Origin of the sequence: Caulobacter sp. CCH9-E1 (assembly GCF_001556515.1) — a bacterium.
GTDB lineage: Bacteria > Pseudomonadota > Alphaproteobacteria > Caulobacterales > Caulobacteraceae > Caulobacter.
In genome coordinates this window covers 14,304-32,815 of record NZ_LSJA01000352.1, presented here as the reverse complement: position 1 = coordinate 32,815, position 18,512 = coordinate 14,304, and the positions used below count along the sequence as shown (strand labels likewise).

Below are 18,512 nucleotides of genomic sequence, written 5' to 3'. Positions count from 1 at the left end.
GAGGGGGTCCCTATTGGGCGCCGATAGGGGGTCCCGATTGCGTGCCGTTTGACACCTTGGACTTCAGCCGGCCTGGCAAGCCGACGGACAACGCCTTCGCGGAATCCTTCAACGGCAAGGTCCGGGCCCAATGCCTGAACACCGCCTGGTTCATGTCCCTCGACGACGCCCGTTCAAAATGCGAGGCTTGGCGTAGGGACTATAATGAACATCGTCCCCACAGCGCGATTGGCGACAAGTGCCCGATCGAGCTGATGAACGGCGCCGGGCCATATGGCCCGCCCGGCGCCTGACCGGCGAGAAATCCCGGCCCGACCTGGTCCAAGGTTGGGGGCAAGGTCAACCAATGCCGAGACTCTGGTCCGCGCTGGATGAAAGTTCAGAGGCAGGTCACTCACGCATCACCGTGGCCACCGCATGGGCGTCGGCGAAGCGCTGATGATCGTTGGCGAGGTCAATACAGTGGCTGCGAACTCGCCGGTAAATGCGAAGTGATCGCTCTTCGTCCAGACCAGAAAGCTGGCTGTAGAGTTGGGCAGGCTGGCTCAGGTCGTCTCAGGCGGCCAGCCGGTTGTTGACGCGGTCCACCGCACCATCACAACCCGCCATCAGATCTGACAGAGCCGCGTCGATGTCGCGCTCGATCTCCCCCAAGTGAGGGCTGGACCAACTATCGTACTCGCGGAGAACCTCCTTCATTAGGAGGTCTCGCGGGTCGTGCCAGCTTTCCAGAACTGCCGTCAGCGCGGCTGCGGGATTTGGGCGCCCAGCAATAGCGGCAATTACCGACCGGGCATGGCTGCTCCGCAGAGCGCGCAAAGCATCCTGGATTTGCGACGCTTCCACGCGAGCGAATCCTGCGGTCGCCCGAGTGCTGTTGACCCAGTCGAAGGTGGCCTCCTGTTTTAGCTGGTTGTGGGCCTCAAGCAGAGGGGTGATGAACCGGACTTCGCCCAGCCGAACGCAGCCCTCGGCTGCGATATTAGCCGACGACAGTGGCGGGAGATCAGGCAGTGCCTTCAGCAGCGCGCCGGTGTCGGCACGGTCCAACATCGCCAGAAGCTGATCAGCGCGGCGTGGAGCGACCTCAGAGAGCCATGACAACTCCGCAAAAAGCCGTGCATTGGGGGTCAACAAAAGCTGCTTAGTTTTCAGAAGAGACTGCTCGTCTTCCAGGCGATCGATAACAGCGTCTTCGAACGCTTCTTCGATTTCGGCAACTTTCGCCCTTGGCGACACCCCGAGCAGCGCGAACGGGTTTGTTTTTAGTGAAAAACCGTCCAAGAAACCCGCCCCTCAACCCCCGTGCCTTCATTCGCACCGAATCACGCCTTGCGCTAGCGGCCAAGCTGTAGAAATCGGGTGCGCGTCCTGCCAGGTTGAGAATTTCGCTCAGAAGTCTGCGAGGTGCCTAGCCCAAGCCGGCCCGGCCGCGCGATGTCTTCGCGGCTCGCTGTTCCTAGCCTCCAATACAACTTAACTTTAGAGGAAGGCATGGCGCTATCGGTCTCCCATGGGGGAGAGGCTCGCGGTCCAGAATTACTGGCTCCGCCTGGCTGCGACGTTAGGCCGCGTGACGGCGTATCATGAGCCACATCGCGGCAAATTATTGCTCAGACTGGTTCGGCGAAAACATCTGGCCGCCCCCAACTTATCGGCTTTGCCGGATGCGAGGTGGTAGGGCGCTGGCCGGTTCTGCTGCCCGACTATTGTAAAAGGAACCTGTCCCATCGTGCACCACTGCAACGCAGACGGTGTCATTGAAGCACGAGAAAAGTGAGGGGAAATTCGTGGGGTTGCTCAGCGGGCCACTGCCTTTTGCTAAGCAAAAACAATTATTTAGATAGAATCCTTGGTGGAGCCGAGGGGAATCGAACCCCTGACCTCCTCATTGCGAACGAGGCGCTCTACCATCTGAGCTACGGCCCCAAGGAGCGGCGGAGATACGGCCCCTGAGCCGTCACGTCAAGCGGGGTTATCACGCCGCCTTGTCAGCATCGTTCTGGCGGGGCAAGAAGCTCAGGCTTATCGACGGAAAACCCATGGCCCCGATCATCCATCTCGTCTTCTTCATCATTAACGCGCTGGTGGACCTGCTCTGGTGGGCCATTGTGATCTCGGCGATCCTGAGCTGGCTGTTCGCGTTCGAGGTGATCAACCGCCGCAACCAGTTCGTCTACAATGTCGCCACCGTTCTGGATCGGATCACGGACCCGATCCTGAGCCCGTTCCGCCGCTTCATCCCGGCCATCGGCGGCGTCGACATCAGCCCGATCATCGTGCTGCTGCTTCTGCGCGGCGTTCAGATCTTTATCCTGCCGGCGCTTGAGGCGGCCCTGATCGGCCCCTTTGGCTGAGATCCTGGCGGTACGGTTGACGCCGCGCGGCGGCCGCGACGCCGCGGACGGCTGGGCGCTCGACGCGGACGGCCGACCTTATCTGAAGGTGCGTGTCGCCAGCCCGCCCGTGGACGGGGCCGCCAACGCGGCCCTGATCGCCTTCCTGGCCAAGCGTTTGAAGATTCCGCGCTCGGCCATAAGGCTCGTGTCAGGCGACACCGCGCGAACCAAACGACTGGAGCTCGATGGCGTCGATCGCGCTGAGCTTGACCGCGTGTTCGGCCCCCGCCCGCCGCCGCCTGACGCCTGATCGTTACGCGCTCAATGCGCGGAAACGGTCGCTTTGAGCCAAGTCTTGGGCCAAGTCATTGATCAACCATGTTTCTTTTCACATCCTCTTAGGCCTTCGAGCCTAGTCTCTCGTTGAGGCCCCGGTCGGGCCTTCAAGGGAATGGCGCTGATGAGCGCGGTGAGGGAAAGAAGGCAGGCCGCCCACGCGCTCGCTTCGCGGCGCGCGAATATGGTTCTGCGCCTGGTCGCGGCCTTCTCCATCGCCCTGATCCTGGACGTCTTCATCCACCTGCGCTGGGTCTGGGGTTGGGCGGCGACCTATGCGGCCTTGCAGTTCGTCGAACTTGGCGGGGCCGAATGGGTTCGTCACCGCTCGGTTCAGGTCCAGGCCGTGTGGCGACGCCTCTCCGTGACCGCCCTTCCCCTGCTGACCTCGACGGTCTTTGGGTATCTCTCGCTGCCGCTGTTCGCCTCCGAGGCGCGGTTCGCCCCCACCCTGGGCGCCATGTTGTTGGCGGGGGCGCTGCTGAATGTTGTGGTGATCAACGGAAGCCGGCGGACCGCGATCGTCTCGGCCGCCACGCCCTACGTGCTCTATCTGCTGATCGTGCCGTTCGTCGCGCGGGCCGCCAATCCGGGATCGCCCCTGGCCAACGCCCTGTGGTTCGGAGCCTTGCTGCTGATCGCCACGGTGACGATCGCGGCGCACACGCTGCGCACCGCGCTCAGGGCCGAGGCGAAGGCCAAGGACGAGGCCGAGCGCAGGCGTCACGAAGCCGAGGAGGCCGTCGCCGCCAAGTCGGCCTTTGTCGCGATGATCAGCCACGAACTCCGTACGCCGATCAGCGCGATCATGGCGGGCGCCGATCGGCTGCGCAGCGATGTCCCGGACGCCAAGTCGAAGGTTCAAGCCCAGCTGATCGCTGACGCGGGCGGAATGATGCGCGGCCTGTTGAACGACCTGCTGGACTTCTCCCGGCTGGAGGCCGGACGGATGTCGGTGGAGAGGGCGCCATTCAATCTGCGCCAGACGATCGCCGACACCGTCAGGCTCTGGCGCCCCGAAGCCATGCGCAAGGGCCTACGCCTGCGGGTCAAGGGCGCTTCGGCCCTGCCCCGTTGGGTCATGGGCGACGCCATGCGGCTTCGGCAGGTGCTGAACAACCTGCTGTCCAACGCCCTGAAGTTCACGACACGCGGCGAGATCACGGTCGTTCTGCGCTCCGACATCGAGGACTCCACGGTCCGGCTGTCGATCGATGTCGCCGACACCGGCCCCGGGATCCCGGAGGCCGCGCTTTCGCGTCTCTTCACGCCTTTCGAACAGCTGAGCGACGCCGTCGCCCGCCACCATGGCGGATCGGGCCTGGGTCTGGTGATCAGTCGGGAACTGGCGCGCCTGATGGGGGGCGACCTTTCGGCCAGCAGTCCGTCCGGCCAAGGCGCGCGCTTCACCTTCAGCGCCACGCTGGAGACCGCGGAAGCGCCGGCCGACGCGCCCGCAATGCCGCCCATCGCCGACCTGCGGGTGCTGGTCGTCGACGACCACCTCGTCAATCGCAGAGCGCTGGAACTGGTGCTGCAGCCGTTCGGTGTCCGCGCCACCCTCGCGGAGTCCGCGGACCAGGCCCTGGAACTTCTACAAACCGAAGCCTTCGACGTGGTGTTGATGGACGTCTACATGCCCGGCATGGACGGCCGGGCCGCGACCCAGATCCTGCGCGCCGGCGGCGGGCCCAACCGGGACATTCCCGTGATCGCCGTCACCGCCTCCGCCGCGCCGAAGGATTGGGACTCCTTCGCCGCCGCGGGCATGAACGACCACGTCTCCAAGCCGATCGATCCTTTCGAGCTCTATGCCGCCCTGGCGCGGGCGTCATCCGCGGCCAAGCCTGACGCCCATGCGCGGACCACCGCCTAGCGCGGCGCGCCGTCGGCCGAGGCTATCGCTCCAGTCGCCGCGCCAATCTCGCCGTCAAACCAGGTTCGTCCTTGAGCTCGCATTCCCAGATCGTCTCCACGGTCCAGCCGTCGGCTCGTAAGGCTTCCTGGGCCTTCTCGTCCCGCGCCTTGTTGCGCCCGACCTTGGCTAGCCAATAGTCGCGGTTGGCCTTTGGCACCCTGGAGCCTCTGGCGCAGTCATGGCCGTGCCAGAAGCAGCCGTGGACAAAAACGGCCAGCTTTCGGCCCGGCATGACGATGTCGGGATTGCCTGGCAGGTCCTTGCGATGCAGCCGGTAGCGGACGCCGAGCCGGGTCAGGATGCGCCGCACCGCCTTTTCGGGCGAAGTGTCCTTGCTCTTGACCCGCGCCATGACGGCGGAGCGCTTTTCCTTGTCGTAGACGTCGGTCAAGCGACCGCCGCGCCTCTACAGCCCGTCGAACAGCGCCGTCGACAGGTAGCGCTCGGCGAAGCTGGGGATGATCGTGACGATGGTCTTGCCCTTGTACTCGTCGCGGAGGGCCAGATCAAAAGCCGCCACCAGCGCCGCGCCCGAGCTGATGCCGACCGGCAGGCCTTCGACGGCCGCCGCGCGGCGGGCCATGGCGAAGGCGTCGTCATTGCTGACCTGGACGATGTCGTCGATCACGCCGCGATCCAGCACGCCCGGCACGAAGCCCGCGCCGATGCCCTGGATCTTGTGGGGGCCGGGCGCGCCGCCCGACAGGACGGGCGAGGCCTCGGGCTCGACCGCGACCATCTTTAGCGACGGCTTGCGGGCCTTCAGCACTTGGCCGACGCCCGTGATCGTGCCGCCGGTGCCGACGCCCGAGACCACCGCGTCCACGGCGCCGGCGGTGTCGTTCCAGATTTCCTCAGCCGTCGAAACCCGGTGGATCAGCGGATTGGCGCTGTTCTCGAACTGCTGGGGCATGACCGCGCCCGGCGTGGCTTCGATCAGTTCCTGGGCGCGGGCCACGGCGCCGCGCATGCCCTTCTCCGCCGGGGTCAGCTCCAGCTTGGCGCCGAGCAGCAGCAGCATCTTCCGGCGTTCGATCGACATGCTTTCCGGCATGACCAGCGTGAGCTTGTAGCCCTTGGCCGCCGCCACGAAGGCCAGGGCGATGCCGGTGTTGCCGCTGGTGGGTTCGACGATCGTCGAACCCGGCTTCAGAATGCCCTGGGCCTCAAGCGACTCGATCATCGAGACGCCGATGCGGTCCTTGACCGACGAGATCGGGTTGAAGAATTCCAGCTTGGCCAGGACCTCGGCCTTGGGCTTCAGCTCGGCCGACAGACGCGGCAGGCGCACCAGCGGCGTGTCGCCGATCGTGTCGATGATCGAGTCATAGACCTTGCCGCGACCGGCGCGCTTGAAGCGGGCGGCGTCATAGAGGGAGGAAGCGTCGTCCATCGGAACACCTCGGAGCCGTGGGGTTGCGGGAAGCGGCGCACCCTAGACCCCTATCCCCCCGCTGTCAGGAGGTCATTCGGCGGCAAGGCTTGCAGTTTTGCTATCAATGAGGGGCTCCAGGAGGGTTTCCGCAAGCCGAGTTATGCAGCGCCGTTGGACTCTTCCTGCGCCGCACGTCCGATTGCCGCGCGGTCCCTTTCCTCCAAAATACGGATAAGATCCGCAGCCTTTATTCTTTCACTACTACGATTGTACCTAAAGAATATCGATCCCTCGCTCAGTTCATTTGTACAATCTGTGCTGCAGATTATGGGCTTTCTATCCGCTGAATATATATAAATTACCGCAACAAGAAACCCACCGACATCAACCAGCCCTCTTTCCCACACGAAGAATGGCGCGAAAGATCTATTGACGATATCGGATAGCTTGTCCCAGAATTCTTCGACGTTTTCGTCGGCCCTAAGCCCCAGTATCTTTCCGCTATTATCTATTCCAAAAAATATATACCCACCATCATTGTTTGCAAATGCAGCCATTGATTTGGCTATCTTTGCTCGCCCAGCTTTATCTTTAGGTATTTCGAGCTTTAGTTCGGCAAAATGGCTTTCAAACCCCGGGAGAGCAGACTGCCCATCTTGTGTTAGCTCAAGTATTTCCCGAACTCTGATTGAGCTGACAGGACTAAATCCGTGCTGACGGTCAACTTCCCCAGACTCCCGCAATCGCCTATTTATGTAAGTAACAACGTCATCTTCAGAGGCAATTGGAATTCCTGGACATTTTGTCATAACCTCACTTGGCGCAGCAGAAGATATTTTCCGGCCAGGCCTAACAAAAAAGGACATTATATAATCTCGAGGAAGGCCATTAACGCTCATCCTCTTCATCAAAGATATTTCGATTCTATCAAGACCCCTCCACGTATCTCTGTCGCGGGGCTTCGGCATTTCATCTTTCCTGATCAACCAGTGGCATGAGAAGATTCTCCGATAGAAATCGCACTACATTTACAACTACGCCATCACCTATCACATGAAGTGCCGAGCTTGTACTTTTAGGTAGCTTGTAGGTGTCTGGAAGACCCATCAGCCTAGCCCCCTCCCGTCCAGATATCAGCCGACTTCTTGTCCTGTCGCTTTCGACAAACACCAATGCCTGCCTGGACGACCCTCCGCTAGGCACTCGCAAGCATCCCGCCACGCCGTCAAACCTAACCTCTAGGCGTTGATGCTTTCGCGCTCCCTCTTGCCTCATGCGCCTGAAGGCCGCGCCAACCCGCATTCGGCCATCAGCAGCAACCTGCTCAACTTTCACACGGTGCGCGTCACTCATAAGGCCCAAGAAAGCTTCAGACTGGCTATCAGTATGCCATGTGACTTCTTCATCCTCGTCTAGAAGCGACTGAAGTTCATTGTTTCGTGCTGGTGGAGACGGCAACTTCCACCACTGCCACCTAGCCCGAAGATGAGCTGGCAACCTCGCGAAAGCCATACACACGCCGTTCGACTGGAACTCACAGTGTCCCGTAAGTTCTCGATTTGGAGGATCACGGGTGGCGATAACAAAGACGCGGGGCCGGGATTGTGGGACAAATTTAATCGCGTCTATTTCGAGCGCGCCGAAGAAATACCCCTGATCAGCGAGAGCTTGGCAAAGCGCCTGAAAATCTTTGCCCGAATGGGATGTCAGCAGGCCAACAACGTTTTCAATTACTATTATCTTCGGCGCGCGCTTCTGCGCAGACATGGCCTCAATCAGGCTCCAAAAACCGAAAAAGGCAGAAGATCGCCCGCCTTTAAGCCCGGCGCGCGCGCCTGCTAGGCTGAAGTCTTGGCAAGGGCTCGAAGCCCAAGCCAAGTCGGCGGTTGGCACGTTATCAGCTCTGATCTCCCAAACGTCGCCTTCAACCAAATGTTTGTCGGCGTCCTTGAAGTTAGCGCGGTAGGTCGCCGCCTTCAGGGGATCGAAGTCGTTGGCGAAGGCGCAGGTCCAGCCTTCGCCCAAGCCGATCCGGGCCATGCCGCCGCCGGCGAAGAATTCCAGGAAGCTTGGACGTGCGCGAGTCATCGGCGGGAGACTAGCCTGTTCGCGCCCAGGCGCCAGGGCCGCCTAGTCGCCCTTCGGCCCCAGATAGTCGGGTCCATACACCGCCGCTCTGAGATCATGGTGCAGGGTGGCGTCGAACGGAAAGGTCTGGACGAAGAAGACGGCGGTCAGCCTGTTGACCGGATCGACCCAGAACAGGGTGCTGTCACGGCCGTCCCAGAAAAACTCGCCCACCGCGCCCCGGTTCTCGGCCGGCGTCTGCGGCTGCCGCGTTCGGACCGCGAAGTCGAAGCCGAAGCCGACGGAGCCCTTGCTGGGCAGCCACGACCGGTTTGTCGCCCGCGCATCCAGATGGTCGGTCGCCATCAGGCGCACGGTCGAGGGATTGAGGATCTTCACGCCCTCCAGCGATCCGCCGCCCAACAGCATCCGCGAGAAGCGGGCGTAGTCGTCGATCGAGGCGACAAGCCCAGCGCCGCCCATGGTCAGGCGGCGCGTCGGATCGAAGTTCATGCGCCGCGTCTCGGCGGGATCCTCCTTGGCGAGCCGGCCATCGGCGCCCTTGTTGTAGACGGCGGCCAGGCGCGGGAAAGCCGTCTCGGGCTGTGTCCACGCGGTCTCCTTCATGCCCAGCGGATCCAGGATATGCGCCTTCACATAGGCCTCAAGGGGCTGGCCGGAGAGCCTTTCGACGAGCAGCGCCTGGACATCGACGGCGGCGCTATAGCTCCAGCGCTCCCCGGGATCGAACAGCAAGGGCGCCTTGGCGAGGCGGCGACTGAACTCGGAAAGGTCGTTGGTCAGGTTCAGCGGATCGAGGGCCGAGAAGGCCGCATCGGCGGGCGTCGCCGTTCCACCGTATGAGAACCCCGCCGTGTGGCGCAGGATATCGCGGATCACGATCGGTCGGCTGGCCGGACGCGTCTGCCCCTGGGCGTCCATCACCGTCATGTCGGCGAACTCGGGCAGGTAGCGCGACAACGGATCGTCCAGGCCGAACTTGCCCTGCTCCCACAGCTGCATCAGGGCCACGCCGGTGACCGGCTTGGTCATCGAATAGATCTGCACCAAGGTGTCGCGGCGCATCGGCTTGCCCGCCTCGCGATCGGCCAGGCCGGCGGCGCCGAAATAGCGCTCGCGGCCGTCTTGCCAGACCAGGGCCGAGACGCCGACCGCCCGGCCGCTATCGACCATGGCCTTCAACGCCGCGTCGATCCGCGCCTTGTCGATCTTGATCTCGGCCGACTGCGCGGCGGACGCCGGGGCCTGTCTCGCGAGGGCCGGAGCCGCCGGAACGGCCAACAGCGCGGCCGCAATGGCGACGGGGATCAACTTCCTGGACACAACGAACTCCCGGCGAACTTTCTTATCGGCGCGGACTGTCGCCGAGGCCGAAGCCGTTTTCCAGGGGCTCGAGGTCGTAGATCAGCCGTGCGAGGCGATCATCTTCAGATAGGCGCCATAGGGCGAGTTCTTCAGCTCGTGGGCCAGGCTCAGCAGCTGCTCGCTCGAGATCCAGCCGTTCTGGTGAGCGACCTCCTCGACGCAGCCGATCTTCAGGCCCTGGCGGTGTTCGAGCGTGCGCACGAACTCGGACGCTTCCAGCAGACTGTCGTGGGTGCCGGTGTCGAGCCAGGCGAAGCCACGGCCCATCCGCTCGACCGACAGGGCGCCGGCCTCCAGATAGAGACGGTTGATGTCGGTGATCTCCAGCTCGCCGCGCGCGGAAGGCTTCAGGTCGCGGGCGAAGTCGACGACGCGGTTGTCGTACATGTAGAGGCCGGTGACCGCCCAGTTCGAGCGCGGCTTCGGGGGCTTTTCCTCGATCGAGATCGCCTTGCCGTCGGCGTCGAACTCGACGACGCCATAACGCTGCGGATCATTGACGAAATAGGCGAAGACGCTGGCGCCGGTCTTCGAACGCTCCTTGGCGCCCTGCAGGATCCGCCCCAGGCCCGCCCCGTAGAACAGGTTATCGCCCAGCACGAGGACGCTGGGCTCGGCGCCGACAAAGTCCGCGCCGATGCGATAGGCCTCCGCCAGGCCGTTCGGATTGGCCTGCTCGGCATAGCTGATGTTGATCCCCCACCGCGCGCCGTCGCCCAGGAGCCCTTCGAACAACGGCAGGTCGCGCGGCGTGGAGATGATCAGGACATCACGCACGCCGGCCATCATCAGGACCGACAGGGGATAGTAGATCATCGGCTTGTCGAAGACCGGCAGCAGTTGCTTGCTGATCGCCAGGGTCACAGGGTGGAGACGCGTGCCCGACCCGCCGGCGAGGATGATGCCCTTCATACGTCTTCTTCTTCAGTCCTGACGCTCGAACCTAGAGCGGATTTGCGCGAAACGTGAAGCCTTTCGCGTGGAGGTCGGCGGTTCAACGCGATGATCGTGGAGGATTTGAGGCGCGCTCAGAGCCGGCCCTTGGCTTGGAGATAGCGATCGAGCGCATCGGTCCAGTGCGGCATGGGCCGCCCGATCGCGTCGGCCAGCTTGGCGTTGGACAGCGCGCTGTAGGGCGGACGGCGGGCGGGCGTGGGAAACTCGCTTGTCGGGATCGGCGCGACTTCGGCGTTGACGCCGGCCCTCTCGATGATCCGCGAGGCGAATTCCCACCAACTGGCGACGCCCGAATTGACAACGTGATAGTCGCCGGCGGACGCTTGGCGCGCGATCAGGTCGAGGATCGCCTCGCCAGCGTCCCAAGAGGCGGTGGGCGACATGACCTGGTCGGCGACGACGGTCAGGCGGCCCCGTTCCTGTCCGAACCGAAGCATGGTCTCGACGAAGTTCCCGCCCTTGCCGCTGGCGCCGGCCACGCCGAACAGCGAGGCCACGCGCGCGACGATGACGTCGTCGTGCTCCAGGCGCGCCAGATCCTCGCCCAGCGCCTTGGTCGCCCCGTAGACATTGACCGGCGCCCGGCCGATCTCCTCGGACAGCGGCTCCCGCTGTGTCTGGCCGCCATAGACATAGTCTGTCGAGACCTGGACCAACCGCGCGCCCTTCGCGGCGCAGGCCTTGGCGAGGCGTCCGGCGAAGTGAGCGTTGATCGCCACGGCGGGCGCGGGGTCTTTCTCGCAGTCGTCGACGCGCGTGACGGCGACGCAATTGACCCCGACATCGAAGGCTAGGCCGTCGAAACTCGCGGACGGGTCGGCCGCATCGAGCTGGGCGCGGGTCACGGCGACGAGATCCAGGCCGCGCGCCGCCGCCTGCCTGGCGATATCCGAGCCCAGCTGTCCGTTGGCCCCGAACAAGGCGATGCGCGGGCCGGTCATCAGGCGGTCTTCAGCCCCAGGCGCTGGCCGGCGTAGCGCTCGCGCAGCGGCGCCCACCAGGCCTCGTTGTCGAGATACCACTGGACGGTCTTGCGCAGGCCCGTCTCGAAGGTTTCCTGCGCCTTCCAGCCCAGCTCCGTCTCCAGCTTGGTGGCGTCGATCGCATAGCGGGCGTCGTGACCCGGTCGATCGGCGACGAAGGTGATCAGCTCGCGGCGGGTTTGGCCCGGCAGCGGACGCAGCTCGTCGAGCACGTCGCAGATCGCTTCGACGACCTGCAGGTTGGTGCGCTCGTTGCGGCCGCCGACATTGTAGCTCTCGCCGGGCGCGCCCCGGGTGGCGATCAGGTGCAGGGCGCGGGCGTGATCCTCGACATGCAGCCAGTCGCGGACATTGTCGCCCTTGCCATAGACCGGCAGCGGCTTGCCCTCGAGCGCGTTCAGCGTGACCAGTGGGATCAGCTTCTCGGGGAAGTGATAGGGGCCGTAATTGTTCGAGCAGTTCGAGACCACGACCGGCAGGCCGTAGGTGTGATGCCAGGCGCGGGCCAGGTGGTCCGAAGAGGCCTTGGACGCCGAATAGGGCGAGCGCGGATCGTAGGGGGTGGTCTCGCTGAACAGGCCCTCGGCGCCTAGGCTGCCGAACACCTCGTCGGTCGAGATGTGGTGGAACCGGAAACGGTCCTTGTCCTCGCCCGTCAGGCCCTGCCAGTGCTCCAGAGCGGCCTGCAGCATGACGTACGTGCCGACGATGTTGGTCTGGATGAACTCGCCGGGGCCGGTGATCGAGCGGTCGACATGGCTTTCGGCGGCCAGGTGCATGATCACGTTCGGCCGGAAGGCCTTGACTGCCGCCGACACCACCGCCGCGTCGGCGACGTCGCCCTGGACGAACTGGTAGTCGGCCTTGCCCTCCAGCATCGCCAGGCTGGCCGGCGAGGCGGCGTAGGTCAGCTTGTCGAAGTTGAGGATCGCGACGTCGTTCTGGCCCGCCAGGTGGCGGCATACGGCCGAGCCGATGAAACCGGCCCCACCGGTCACCATTACGCGGAGATTCTGCTGCGACATGCGCTGGATAGCCCTCGGCATTCGAAGAGCCAGCCCGTACTCCAGTTTTTAGTGTACTTGCAACCGTCGAGGCCGAAGCGGGCCGTCAGTCGGTGAACACCACCGTCTTGCGGCCGTTCAGCAGCACGCGGTCTTCCAGACGGTAACGCAGGGCCCGCGCCAGCACGCGACGCTCGATATCGCGCCCCTTGCGGACCAGGTCTTCCGGCGTGTCGCGATGGCTGATCCGCTCGACGTCCTGCTCGATGATCGGACCCTCGTCGAGGTCGCCGGTCACGTAGTGGGCGCTGGCGCCGATCAGCTTCACGCCCCGCGCGTGGGCCTGGTGATAGGGCTTGGCCCCCTTGAAGCCAGGCAGGAACGAGTGATGGATGTTGATGCAGCGGCCCTGCAGCTTGGCCGCCAGACCGTCCGACAGCACCTGCATGTAGCGGGCGAGCACGACGATGTCGGTCTTCGTCTCCTGGATCAGCTTCCAGAGCTCGGCTTCCTGCTCGAACTTGGTCTCCTTGGTGACCGGCAGGTGATGGAAGGGCAGGTCCGACAGGTCGATATGGGCGTAGGTCTGCGCCGGGTGGTTCGAGACCACGCCGGTGATATCCATCGGCAGCTCGCCGATGCGCCAGCGGTAGGCCAGGTCGGCCAGGCAATGGTCGAACTTGCTGGCCAGCAGCAGCACGCGATAGCGGTCGGCGCGGTTGCGCAGCGTCCACTTCATCTTCAGCGGCTCGGCCAGCGCGCTGAACTCCTCGCGCAGCGCGGCCCGATCCGCGCCATCCGCGTCAAACACCACGCGCATGAAGAACTGACCGGTTTCCTGATCGTCGAACTGCTGAGCGTCGAGGATGTTGCAGCCGCGCTCGAAGAGGAAGGCGGACACCTTGGCGACGATGCCGCGCTGGTCGGGGCAGGAGAGGGTCAGGATCATGGTCCGCTCCCTCTAGAGAACCGCAGCCGCCAAGAAAAGCCCGCCGTCGAGGCTCATGGGCATGAAATCGCTCAGACAACGACCCAACAGCCCTCAGGCCGACACAACCATGCCCCGTCGAAAACCAACGTGAGGCGACGGCGCGCCTTTGGGTAGGCGCAAGGGGAGGAACGGGTCTAGGTTCGGCTGATGATTTCCTCCTCAGAAGTCCTCTCAGACCGCGCCATCGACATTCTGGCCAAGTTGGTGGCCTTCGACACCACTTCGCGGCGCTCGAACCTGGAGCTGATCCAGTGGGTCGAAGCCTATCTCGCCGACCTCGGCGTGCCCTCCAGGCGCGTGCCCAGCGCGGACGGGACCAAGTCGAACCTGATGGCGATGATCGGCCCGGCGGTGGAAGGCGGGGTCGTGCTGTCGGGACATACCGATGTCGTGCCGGTCGATGGCCAGCCCTGGTCCAGCGATCCCTGGACCCTGACGGAGCGCGATGGTCGCCTCTACGGCCGCGGAACCTGCGACATGAAGGGTTTCCTGGCCTTGGCGCTGGCCGTCGCGCCAGACCTGGCCAAGGCGACGCTGAGCAAGCCGGTCCATCTGGCCTTCTCCTATGACGAGGAGGTCGGATGCCTGGGCGCCCCGGACATGATCGAGGTCATCGCCCGCGAGACGCCGCGTCCCGCCCTCGTCGTGGTCGGCGAGCCCACCGACATGGTCGCGGTGCGCGCCCACAAGGGCATCGCCAGCTTCATCGTCACCGTCACGGGCCGCGAAGCCCATTCCAGCCTGACCCACCTTGGCGTCTCGGCCAACATGGCGGCCATCAAGCTGATGGCGATGCTGGTTGCGCTTTCCGAGCGGCTGGAGCGCGAAGCCGACCCCAACTCGCCATTCACGCCCAAGGGCGCGACCCTGACCGTCGGCCAGATCAACGGCGGCACGGCCGTGAACATCTTGGCGCGCGAGTGCGTCTTCGTCTTCGACCTGCGCACGCCGGCGGGCATGGACCCCGAAGCGCTGCTGGCCAACTTCTTCGCGGCCGCCCAGCGGATGGACGCCGAGATCAAGGCCAAGGCGCCGGAAGGCGGCGTGAGAATAGAGCGCCGCTCCCTGACCCCGGCCTTCGCGCCGGAAGAGGACGGCGTCGCCGAGGCCTTTGCGCGCAAGCTGGCCGGCGACAACGGGCCGCCCCGCGTCGTTCCCTACGCCGCCGAGGCGGGGCAATTCCAGGGCGCGGGCTTCTCGACCGTGATCTGCGGACCCGGCTCGATCGATCAGGCTCACCAGCCCGACGAATATGTAGAGATCAGCCAGATGCAGCGCGGCGCTGCCTTCATGCGCCGACTGATCGAGGATCTGTCCGTCTAAAGGCCCCGCGCCTTGCGGATCACCAACCGCCGGCCGATGAAGGCCGCCGGATCGATCGACATCACCCGCAGGATCGCGCCAGGCGAGGCCTTGCGCCTGGCCTGGATCGCGCGGCGATCGGCCATGACCGCGTCAAGGTCGTCACGCCTTAGCGCCGCCTTGATCCCTCGGATAGCGGGGGCGACGTCGCCCCGCCGCCAGTGCAGCAGCAGCAGGCCAGCCGTCACGGCCACGTGCAGCGGCAAGGTGACCGGGAACAGCCAGCCGGGCGTGTTCTTCAGGAAGGTCCAGACGCGGTTGCGCGAGCCATGGAAGATGGCGAAATCGGAGCGCACGCCCGTGCTGGCCGAGCCGACGTGGGCGACCTTCGCCTTCGGCAGCAGCAAGGTCGGCTGGCCCATCAGGCGCAGGCGATAGCCCAGGTCGACGTCCTCGCAGTAGCAGAAGTAGCGCTCGTCGAAGCCGCCGACATCGAGGAACAGCTGGCGGTCGATCAGCATGGCCGCGCCGCAGGCGGAGAACACCTCGCCCTCGGGGAGATCCGCGGGCTCACGACGGCCGTAGCCACCTCGGAACGGAATGCCGGCGCTGGTCAGGTTGTCGCCCGCGCCATCGAGCAGGCCGGGTCGGTCGGCCGACAGCTGCAGCGAGGCGAAGCTCTTCACAGCCGGGTGCCGCGCCACGCCCGCCATCAACTGTTCCAGCCAGTCGGGTTCCGGATAGGCGTCCGGGTTCAGCAGGACCAGCCATCGCCCCCTGGCCCGGCGAGCGGCCAGGTTGTTGCCGGCGGCGAAGCCGAGATTGGCGCCGGCCTCGACGAAATCGACCCATGGATAAGCCTTGGCCGCCGCCTGCGGCGCGCCGTCGCTCGAAGCGTTGTCGATCAGGATCGTCTCGAAATCGCGGAAGGTCTGGGCCTCGAGCCGCGACAGGCATTCGGCCAGGGTCGGGCCGCTCTGGTAGGAGACGATCACCACCGTGACCGCCGGGCCGCTCTTGTGTTCCATCGTCTCAGGCGGCATCGGTGGCCAGTCGTTTCTCACATCGAAGTACGCGTCATGAAGATCACGCCGCTGGCGATCCCCGAAGTGCTGCTTATCACGCCCGCGCGCCATGGCGATGAGCGCGGCTGGTTTTCCGAGACTTTCCGTCAGTCGGCGCTGGAGGAAGCCGGGTTCAAGGCGGCGTTCGTGCAGGACAACCATGTCCGCTCGACGACCCGCGGCATCCAGCGCGGCCTGCACTATCAGAAGCCGCCGCACGCCCAGGACAAGCTGCTGCGCTGCGTGGTCGGGGCGATCTTCGACGTCGCGGTCGACATCCGCAAAGACTCGCCGACCTATGGCCAGTGGGTCGGCGCCGAGTTGTCGGCCGAGAACCGCCAGCAGCTGCTGGCGCCCAAGGGCTTCGCCCACGGCTACGTCACCCTGACCGACGCCTGCGAGGTGCTCTACAAGGTCACCGACTACTACGCGCCTCAGGCCGAGGGCGGCGTCCGCTGGAGCGATCCCGCGATCGGGATCGACTGGCCGATCCCGGTTTCGGAAATCACCGCCAACGACCGCGACAACGCCGCGCCGCTGCTGGCGCAGATCGACTCGCCGTTCGTCTACGAGGGCTGATGATGCAGGACTTCACCGACTTCTTCTGGACCTCTTCCGAAGGCCTGCCTCTGCACGCCCGGGATTATGCGCCCAAGGACGTGGCGGGAAAGCTGCCGGTGATCTGCATCCATGGCCTGACGCGCAACGCCCGAGATTTCGAGGACCTCGCGCCGAGAATCGCGGCCACGGGACGCCGGGTATTGGCCGTCGATGTGCGCGGGCGCGGCCTGTCGGCCCGCGACCCCAACCCGATGAACTACCATCCGGGAACCTACGCCGCCGACATCGTGGCGCTGCTCCAGGCGACCGGGATCGACAAGGCGGTGTTCGTCGGCACCAGCATGGGCGGCCTGATCACCATGGTGCTGACGTCGATCATGCCTCAGGCGATCGCCGCAGCCGTGCTGAACGACGTCGGACCCGAGTTGTCGCCGGTCGGCTTGGCCCGCATCGCCGGCTATACGGGGCTTGCGAGCCATTTCGAGACCTGGGTCGACGCTGTCGCCTACGCCAAGGCGATCAACGAAGCGGCCTTCCCGAGCTACGGCCCGGAAGACTGGGACGTCTTCGCCCACCGGCTGTTCGACGAAAAGGACGGCGCTTTCGTCCTGGCCTATGATCCAGACATCTCCGCGCCGATCAAGGCGGCCGCCGAAGCCGCCGCCCAAATGGCCGCCAAGACCCAGGCCGAAGGCGGCCAGGCGCTGGCCCCGCCGGACATGTACCCGCTGTTCCGCGCCCTGGCGAAGGACCGCCCACTGCTGCTGGTCCGAGGCGGAATCTCGGATCTGATCGACCCCGCCATCGCCGAACGCATGCGCGCCGCCGCCCCTCACATGGCCTATGCGGAGGTCCCGAACGTCGGCCATGCGCCGATGCTCACCGAGCCCGAGGCTTGGGCGGGTATAGAAAACCTCCTCGAAACGGCGCCCTAAAGGGGTGGGCCCAAGGGGGTGTGTTTGGCGGCTTGGCCGTGTTAGAGCCCGGCCACGGCCCGTTCTTCGCCGCGACAGAGTGCTGAACCGATGACCCTCGACCTCGCCGCCATCCAAGCCGCCGCCGGCCGCCTGAAGGGTCAGATCGAGCGCACCCCGTGCCGCCACTCCAAGACCCTGTCGAAGATCACCGGCGCCGAGGTGTGGGTGAAGTTCGAGAACCTGCAGTTCACCGCCGCCTACAAGGAGCGCGGCGCGCTGAACAAGCTGATGCTGCTGTCGGAGGCCGAAAAGTCCAAAGGCGTCATCGCCGCCAGCGCCGGCAATCACGCGCAGGGCCTGGCCTATCACGGCGCGCGCCTCGGCGTGCCGGTGACCATCGTCATGCCCAAGACCACGCCCTTCGTGAAGGTCCAGCACACCCGCGACTTCGGCGCGACGGTGGTCATCGAGGGCGAAACCTATGACGACGCCAACGCCCATGCGCGCAAGCTGTGCGCGGAGCAGGGCCTGACCTTCGTCCACCCGTTCGACGACTACGACATCATGGCCGGCCAGGGCACGATCGCCCTGGAGATGCTGGAGGACGCGCCGGACCTGGAAGTCCTGCCGGTGCCGATCGGCGGCGGCGGTCTGATCAGCGGCGTCGCCACGGCGGCCAAGGCGCTTAAGCCCGATATCCGCGTCATCGGCTGCGAGCCGGCCATGTATCCGTCCTTCACCGCCCGCATGCGCGGCGTCGCGGCCCACTGCGGCGGCCAGACCATCGCCGAGGGCGTGGCCGTCAAGCAGGTCGGCGACCTGACCTATGGCGTCGTGCGCCCGCTGATCGACGACGTGCTGCTCCTGGAGGAGCCGCACCTGGAGCAGGCCGTCTCGCTGTACTGCAACGTCGAAAAGACCATCGCCGAGGGCGCGGGCGCGGCCTCTCTGGCGGCCCTGCTGGCCTATCCGGAACGGTTCCGGGGCAAGAAGTGCGGTCTGATCCTGTGCGGCGGCAATATCGACACCCGTCTGCTGGCCTCGGTGCTGACCCGCGAACTGGTGCGCGCCCAGCGCTTGGCCTCCCTGCGGATCATCGGCGACGACCGCCCCGGCCTGCTGTCGACGGTCGCCAGCGTGATCGGCGCGATGGGCGCCAACATCATCGAGGTGAACCACAACCGCCTGGCGCTGGACGTCCCGGCCAAGGGCGCGGAGTTCGACATCACGATCGAGACCCGCGACGCCCAGCACACCCAGGAGGTCATGGACGCCCTGCGCGAGAGCGGTTACCCGCCCCGCGCCGTCTAAG

Annotated in this window: 19 protein-coding genes and 1 tRNA gene; 8 read left to right on the top strand and 12 right to left on the bottom strand. The window is 65.0% G+C overall.

The annotated features are described in order from the left end of the window. On the top strand, positions 1 to 293 hold a 293-nt coding region (locus tag AX690_RS20045), incomplete at its 5' end, for an integrase core domain-containing protein (RefSeq protein WP_156449738.1). Between the two features lie 262 nt (positions 294 to 555). Here AX690_RS20045 and AX690_RS20040 read toward each other — a convergent pair. Beyond that, complete coding sequence (locus AX690_RS20040) at positions 556 to 1,284, bottom strand: hypothetical protein (protein WP_066730532.1); 729 nt, start codon at positions 1,282 to 1,284, stop codon at positions 556 to 558. 569 nt (positions 1,285 to 1,853) lie between these two features. Further along, positions 1,854 to 1,929, bottom strand: a tRNA-Ala gene (locus AX690_RS20035). 113 nt (positions 1,930 to 2,042) lie between these two features. Between AX690_RS20035 and AX690_RS20030 the strand changes: the two genes are divergently transcribed. The 3 genes from AX690_RS20030 (at position 2,043) to AX690_RS20020 (ending at position 4,551) form a co-directional block, all read left to right on the top strand. Continuing rightward, positions 2,043 to 2,357 carry a YggT family protein gene (locus AX690_RS20030; protein ID WP_066683677.1) on the top strand — a complete coding sequence of 105 codons (315 nt, stop codon included), beginning with the start codon at positions 2,043 to 2,045 and terminating at the stop codon, positions 2,355 to 2,357. Beyond that, positions 2,350 to 2,649 (top strand): DUF167 domain-containing protein, encoded by a 300-nt coding sequence (locus AX690_RS20025; RefSeq protein ID WP_066683676.1) that lies wholly within the window; start codon positions 2,350 to 2,352, stop codon positions 2,647 to 2,649. The genes AX690_RS20030 and AX690_RS20025 overlap by 8 nt, the downstream gene beginning before the upstream one ends. A gap of 141 nt (positions 2,650 to 2,790) precedes the next feature. Beyond that, positions 2,791 to 4,551, top strand: coding sequence for an ATP-binding protein (locus tag AX690_RS20020; protein WP_066683675.1), 1,761 nt, complete (start codon positions 2,791 to 2,793; stop codon positions 4,549 to 4,551). A 22-nt stretch (positions 4,552 to 4,573) separates the two neighbouring features. On the opposite strand, the gene AX690_RS20015 is transcribed toward AX690_RS20020, so the two are convergent. The 9 genes from AX690_RS20015 to purU all read right to left on the bottom strand — a co-directional run bounded on the left by AX690_RS20015 (position 4,574) and on the right by purU (position 13,314). Then, a complete protein-coding gene (locus AX690_RS20015; RefSeq protein ID WP_066683674.1) occupies positions 4,574 to 4,984 on the bottom strand; it encodes a very short patch repair endonuclease in 411 nt (136 codons plus the stop codon). Positions 4,985 to 4,999: 15 nt separating this feature from the next. Beyond that, entirely contained in the window at positions 5,000 to 5,986 is a 987-nt protein-coding gene (gene cysK, locus AX690_RS20010) for a cysteine synthase A (RefSeq protein WP_066683672.1), read from the bottom strand. Positions 5,987 to 6,126: 140 nt separating this feature from the next. Next, positions 6,127 to 6,936, bottom strand: a complete 810-nt coding sequence (locus AX690_RS22495; RefSeq protein WP_082769771.1) for an ATP-binding protein — start codon at positions 6,934 to 6,936, stop codon at positions 6,127 to 6,129. Between the two features lies 1 nt (position 6,937). Continuing rightward, on the bottom strand, positions 6,938 to 8,008 hold the full coding sequence (locus tag AX690_RS22490) for a DNA cytosine methyltransferase (RefSeq protein WP_369798232.1): 1,071 nt from the start codon (positions 8,006 to 8,008) through the stop codon (positions 6,938 to 6,940). A gap of 90 nt (positions 8,009 to 8,098) precedes the next feature. Further along, positions 8,099 to 9,379, bottom strand: a complete 1,281-nt coding sequence (locus AX690_RS20005) for a serine hydrolase (RefSeq protein WP_066683671.1) — start codon at positions 9,377 to 9,379, stop codon at positions 8,099 to 8,101. An 81-nt stretch (positions 9,380 to 9,460) separates the two neighbouring features. Continuing rightward, on the bottom strand, positions 9,461 to 10,333 hold the full coding sequence (gene rfbA / locus AX690_RS20000) for a glucose-1-phosphate thymidylyltransferase RfbA (protein WP_066683670.1): 873 nt from the start codon (positions 10,331 to 10,333) through the stop codon (positions 9,461 to 9,463). Positions 10,334 to 10,449: 116 nt separating this feature from the next. Continuing rightward, on the bottom strand, positions 10,450 to 11,319 hold the full coding sequence (gene rfbD / locus AX690_RS19995) for a dTDP-4-dehydrorhamnose reductase (RefSeq protein ID WP_066683668.1): 870 nt from the start codon (positions 11,317 to 11,319) through the stop codon (positions 10,450 to 10,452). Continuing rightward, positions 11,319 to 12,386, bottom strand: coding sequence for a dTDP-glucose 4,6-dehydratase (gene rfbB, locus AX690_RS19990; protein ID WP_066683666.1), 1,068 nt, complete (start codon positions 12,384 to 12,386; stop codon positions 11,319 to 11,321). The genes rfbD and rfbB overlap by 1 nt, the downstream gene beginning before the upstream one ends. Before the next feature lie 85 nt (positions 12,387 to 12,471). Continuing rightward, positions 12,472 to 13,314 carry a formyltetrahydrofolate deformylase gene (gene purU, locus AX690_RS19985; RefSeq protein WP_066683664.1) on the bottom strand — a complete coding sequence of 281 codons (843 nt, stop codon included), beginning with the start codon at positions 13,312 to 13,314 and terminating at the stop codon, positions 12,472 to 12,474. A gap of 189 nt (positions 13,315 to 13,503) precedes the next feature. Here purU and argE point away from each other — a divergent pair, with 189 nt between their 5' ends. Continuing rightward, the gene (gene argE / locus AX690_RS19980; protein ID WP_066683662.1) at positions 13,504 to 14,679 is read left to right on the top strand and encodes an acetylornithine deacetylase; all 1,176 of its coding nucleotides are present in this window, start codon (positions 13,504 to 13,506) and stop codon (positions 14,677 to 14,679) included. On the opposite strand, the gene AX690_RS19975 is transcribed toward argE, so the two are convergent. Beyond that, the gene (locus AX690_RS19975; RefSeq protein ID WP_066683660.1) at positions 14,676 to 15,701 is read right to left on the bottom strand and encodes a glycosyltransferase family 2 protein; all 1,026 of its coding nucleotides are present in this window, start codon (positions 15,699 to 15,701) and stop codon (positions 14,676 to 14,678) included. The two genes, argE and AX690_RS19975, sit on opposite strands and share 4 nt — an antisense overlap. Before the next feature lie 36 nt (positions 15,702 to 15,737). On the opposite strand from AX690_RS19975, the gene rfbC reads away from it, so the two are divergent. From rfbC to AX690_RS19960, 3 genes are all read left to right on the top strand, one after another. Beyond that, on the top strand, positions 15,738 to 16,301 hold the full coding sequence (rfbC, locus tag AX690_RS19970) for a dTDP-4-dehydrorhamnose 3,5-epimerase (RefSeq protein WP_066683658.1): 564 nt from the start codon (positions 15,738 to 15,740) through the stop codon (positions 16,299 to 16,301). A 2-nt stretch (positions 16,302 to 16,303) separates the two neighbouring features. Then, positions 16,304 to 17,218, top strand: coding sequence for an alpha/beta fold hydrolase (locus AX690_RS19965; protein ID WP_066683656.1), 915 nt, complete (start codon positions 16,304 to 16,306; stop codon positions 17,216 to 17,218). Between the two features lie 90 nt (positions 17,219 to 17,308). After that, positions 17,309 to 18,511, top strand: coding sequence for a threonine ammonia-lyase (locus AX690_RS19960; protein ID WP_066683654.1), 1,203 nt, complete (start codon positions 17,309 to 17,311; stop codon positions 18,509 to 18,511). The last annotated feature ends 1 nt before the right edge of the window (position 18,512 follow it).

What these genes read in the sequence shown, in the direction of transcription:
- rfbB (WP_066683666.1), bottom strand. Translation starts at nt 12,386, where the DNA reads ATGTCGCAGCAGAATCTCCGCGTAATGGTGACCGGTGGGGCCGGTTTC.
- cysK (WP_066683672.1), bottom strand. Translation starts at nt 5,986, where the DNA reads ATGGACGACGCTTCCTCCCTCTATGACGCCGCCCGCTTCAAGCGCGCC.
- AX690_RS20030 (WP_066683677.1), top strand. Translation starts at nt 2,043, where the DNA reads ATGGCCCCGATCATCCATCTCGTCTTCTTCATCATTAACGCGCTGGTG.
- rfbC (WP_066683658.1), top strand. Translation starts at nt 15,738, where the DNA reads ATGAAGATCACGCCGCTGGCGATCCCCGAAGTGCTGCTTATCACGCCC.
- argE (WP_066683662.1), top strand. Translation starts at nt 13,504, where the DNA reads ATGATTTCCTCCTCAGAAGTCCTCTCAGACCGCGCCATCGACATTCTG.
- purU (WP_066683664.1), bottom strand. Translation starts at nt 13,314, where the DNA reads ATGATCCTGACCCTCTCCTGCCCCGACCAGCGCGGCATCGTCGCCAAG.
- AX690_RS19975 (WP_066683660.1), bottom strand. Translation starts at nt 15,701, where the DNA reads ATGCCGCCTGAGACGATGGAACACAAGAGCGGCCCGGCGGTCACGGTG.
- AX690_RS22490 (WP_369798232.1), bottom strand. Translation starts at nt 8,008, where the DNA reads ATGGCCCGGATCGGCTTGGGCGAAGGCTGGACCTGCGCCTTCGCCAAC.
- AX690_RS19965 (WP_066683656.1), top strand. Translation starts at nt 16,304, where the DNA reads ATGCAGGACTTCACCGACTTCTTCTGGACCTCTTCCGAAGGCCTGCCT.
- AX690_RS22495 (WP_082769771.1), bottom strand. Translation starts at nt 6,936, where the DNA reads ATGCCGAAGCCCCGCGACAGAGATACGTGGAGGGGTCTTGATAGAATC.
- rfbD (WP_066683668.1), bottom strand. Translation starts at nt 11,319, where the DNA reads ATGACCGGCCCGCGCATCGCCTTGTTCGGGGCCAACGGACAGCTGGGC.
- AX690_RS20020 (WP_066683675.1), top strand. Translation starts at nt 2,791, where the DNA reads ATGGCGCTGATGAGCGCGGTGAGGGAAAGAAGGCAGGCCGCCCACGCG.
- AX690_RS19960 (WP_066683654.1), top strand. Translation starts at nt 17,309, where the DNA reads ATGACCCTCGACCTCGCCGCCATCCAAGCCGCCGCCGGCCGCCTGAAG.
- rfbA (WP_066683670.1), bottom strand. Translation starts at nt 10,333, where the DNA reads ATGAAGGGCATCATCCTCGCCGGCGGGTCGGGCACGCGTCTCCACCCT.